Source organism: Streptomyces sp. (assembly GCF_050698815.1).
Classification (GTDB): domain Bacteria; phylum Actinomycetota; class Actinomycetes; order Streptomycetales; family Streptomycetaceae; genus Streptomyces.
In genome coordinates this window covers 1-2,977 of the sequence record NZ_JBOHCV010000682.1, presented here as the reverse complement: position 1 = coordinate 2,977, position 2,977 = coordinate 1, and the positions used below count along the sequence as shown (strand labels likewise).

3 protein-coding genes are annotated in these 2,977 nt (G+C 69.8%); all 3 read right to left on the bottom strand.

Annotated features, from left to right (window positions below):
- On the bottom strand, window positions 1-1,034 hold a 1,034-nt coding region (locus tag ACRDP3_RS24385; RefSeq protein WP_431519149.1), incomplete at its 3' end, for an ABC transporter substrate-binding protein.
- Between the two features lie 50 nt (window positions 1,035-1,084).
- A complete protein-coding gene (locus ACRDP3_RS24380; protein ID WP_431519148.1) occupies window positions 1,085-2,143 on the bottom strand; it encodes a LacI family DNA-binding transcriptional regulator in 1,059 nt (352 codons plus the stop codon).
- A 634-nt stretch (window positions 2,144-2,777) separates the two neighbouring features.
- On the bottom strand, window positions 2,778-2,977 hold a 200-nt coding region (locus ACRDP3_RS24375; RefSeq protein ID WP_431519147.1), incomplete at its 5' end, for a trypsin-like serine protease.

Below are 2,977 nucleotides of genomic sequence, written 5' to 3'. Positions count from 1 at the left end.
GTGGTCTCCAGCAGCTTGCGGTCCTGCTTCTCGCTGCTGGCGAACTTCATCACCTCCCAGGCGGTCCCGCGGTTCTTGCAGGAGTTGAACATCCCCACCGACTTGGCGTCGCTGAAGGTCTTGGTCTCCGCGGCGGACTCGCCCTTCGACGTCGGAACGGGGGCCACGCCGTAGTCGATCTTCTCGCCGTACACCTTGACGGCCCACGGTCCGGCGATGGTCATCGCGGCCTTGCCGTCGGCGAACGCGTCGCCGTTGTACTTCTCCTTCTGCGACAGCTTCTTGTCGTACATCGACCGCCAGAAGTCCGCGACCCGCTGCCCCTCCGGACCCGCGAACTGCGCCTTTCCGTCCTCCATCAGTTGCTTGCCGCCGCTCTCCGCGGCGAACAGCGGGTAGAAGTCGAAGAACGGCTGGAAGAACTCCGAGCTGGGCGCGGGCCAGATCGCGGCCTTCACCCCGCCCTTGTCGACCAGCTTCTCGGACGTGGCCAGGAACTGCTTGTGCGTCTTCAGCGGCGGGTTGTCCGTGTCGATCCCGGCCTTGGCGAAGGCCTTCTTGTTGTAGGAGATCATCACCGGGTTGGACTTCCAGGGCAGCTGGTAGTACTTGCCGTCCTCCGAGGCGTACTGCTCGGCCAGACCTCCGGACCGCTTCTCGATGTGCTCCTTGGCGCCGGGGAAGTCGTCGAGGGGCACCAGGCCGCCCTGCTTCTGGAACTGCGACACCGCCGCCGGGGCGGTGTTGAAGACCAGACAGGGGGCGTTGCCCGCGGTGATCGCCGCTCCGATGACCTCCTCGGAGCTCTTGCCGGCCGGGATCTCCTGGGCGGTGATCTTCTCGTCCTTGTGCGAGGAGTTCCAGGACTCGACCATCTGCTTGGCCCAGGTGATCTCCTCCGGGTTGTTGGCGTACCAGATCTTGATCGGGCCTTTGGACTCGGCGGCCTTGTCGCTGCTGCCGCCGGATCCGCCACCGCAGGCGCTGAGCGGCAGTATCAGGAGGGCGGCGGCGAGGGGAATGGCGCGTTTCATGGGGAACTCCGGGGTGTCGTCGGCTTTGGGGGGAGGCTCAGGGGTTCTGCTCAGAGGGTTTCGGTTCGAGGGGGACGGACACCGCCCGGTGCGGGCGACGCGGTGGATCGTCGGACGACCAGCTCCGTCGGCGGTAGCTCGACGCTCTCCGCGCTGCCCTTCTCCACGAGCTGGAGCAGGGCGCGGGCGGCGGCGCGGCCCATTCCCAGGGCGTCCATGTGCACCGTCGTCAGTGGCGGGTGCACATGGCGGGCGAGTTCGGTGTCGTCGAAGCCGGTGATCGACAGGTCGTCAGGGATGCTGAGGCCCAGTTCGTGCGCGACGGTGATGCCCGCGATCGCCATCAGGTCGTTGGCGTAGACGATGGCGCTCGGCGGGTCGTCGCCTCGCAGCAGACGCCGGGTGGCGGCCGCTCCGCCGGCCGCGGTGAAGTCCCCGGCCGCCTCCGGTCCCGGCGGCAGACCGAGTTCGCGCAGTGCTTCCTCCCAGGCGTCCCGCCTCCCGCGGCCGTGGACGAACTGCTGCGGCCCGGCCACGTGGCCGATCCGGCGGTGCCCGAGCGCGGCCAGGTGCTCCACGGCGGCGCGGATGCCGGTCCGCTCGTCGAGGGTCACGGCGGGGAAGGGCTGCGAGGTGTCGGGCGGCTGCAAGGTGACGGCCGGCAGGTGCAGCTCCCGCAGGAGCCGCAGCCGGGGGTCGCCGCCCACCCGCAGGTCGGAGAGGAAGACGCCGTCCACTCGCCCGTCCTCGGCGAGTTGGCGATATCCGCCCGCCTCCTCCTCCCAGTCGCCGGTGACGACCCGCAGGACCAGGGCATGTCCCACCTTCGCCAGCTCGGTCTCCACACCGGCGATGAAGGCGGGGAAGAACGGATCCGCACCCAGAAGCTCGGCGGGCCGGGCCATCACCAGGCCGAGCGCGAACGCGCGGGAGTGGGACAGTGCCCGCGCCCGGTGGCTCGGTCGGAATCCCAGCTCCGCGGCGGCGGCGAGGATCCTGGCCTTGGTGTCCGGCGCGACCCCGGGACGGTTGTTGAGCGCGAACGACACCGTGCCCTTGGAGACGCCCGCGGCACGGGCGACGTCGGCGATCGTCGGGCTTCGGTGCACGGTCTCTCCTGTCCTGGGGTGGGTGGGGAACTGGTTGCGAGTGCAGGCGAATACCGGCACCGGCACCGGCGGGGCGGGGTCACTCGCCGTTCGCCCTTGGCAGGTACCAAACCGGTTTGAGTCGCGCTCTGTCAAGAGGTTCTGACCCTTGCCTTCAAACCGGTTTGAGGCTAAGCAGTCCTTGGTGACGCCTGAGTCAGGGTGGACCGGCGAAAGCCTTTGGAGCGGAGGCAAGCACGTCGGCCTGAAGTCCGGTGGCATCCTGACCGCGTGGACGTTCCGGCCGCGGACGAGGACCGCCTGGTCCTGCCTGTGATCCACCGCACCGAGGACGCCTCGGGCGCGGGGAGTCGCTGGACCTCCGACGGGCGCTCTCTGGCCACGGTCGGCCACGGGGAGCGGGCGGGCAGGGCGTGTCCGCCGCTTCCGGAGCACTCGGGATGGCGACCCTGCCCCGCGTCCTTCCGGCGAAGGCCACGGGCCTGCGGGTCAGGGCGGAGGGACCGGCCGGTATCGATGCCGTCCTGGCCCAGCCGTTGATCGAGCACGTGGTCCTCGGTGAGCGCGGCCGGGGTCGTCCCCGGCGGCTTCCTTCAAGGCCAGGTCAAGATGACGCGGTCACCCACCCTCACCCTCAGCTTGTGCTGAGGGTGAGGCCGTAGGCCGACAGCGCCTCGTTGACGGGCTGGTAGTAGGTGTTGCCCCCATAGGAGCAGTCGCCCGAGCCGCCCGACGTCGTCCCCTGCGCCTGACTGCCGGAGATGAAGGAGCCGCCGGAGTCGCCCGGTTCGGCGCACACCGAGCTGCGGGTCAGCCCGCGCACCGTGCCCTCCT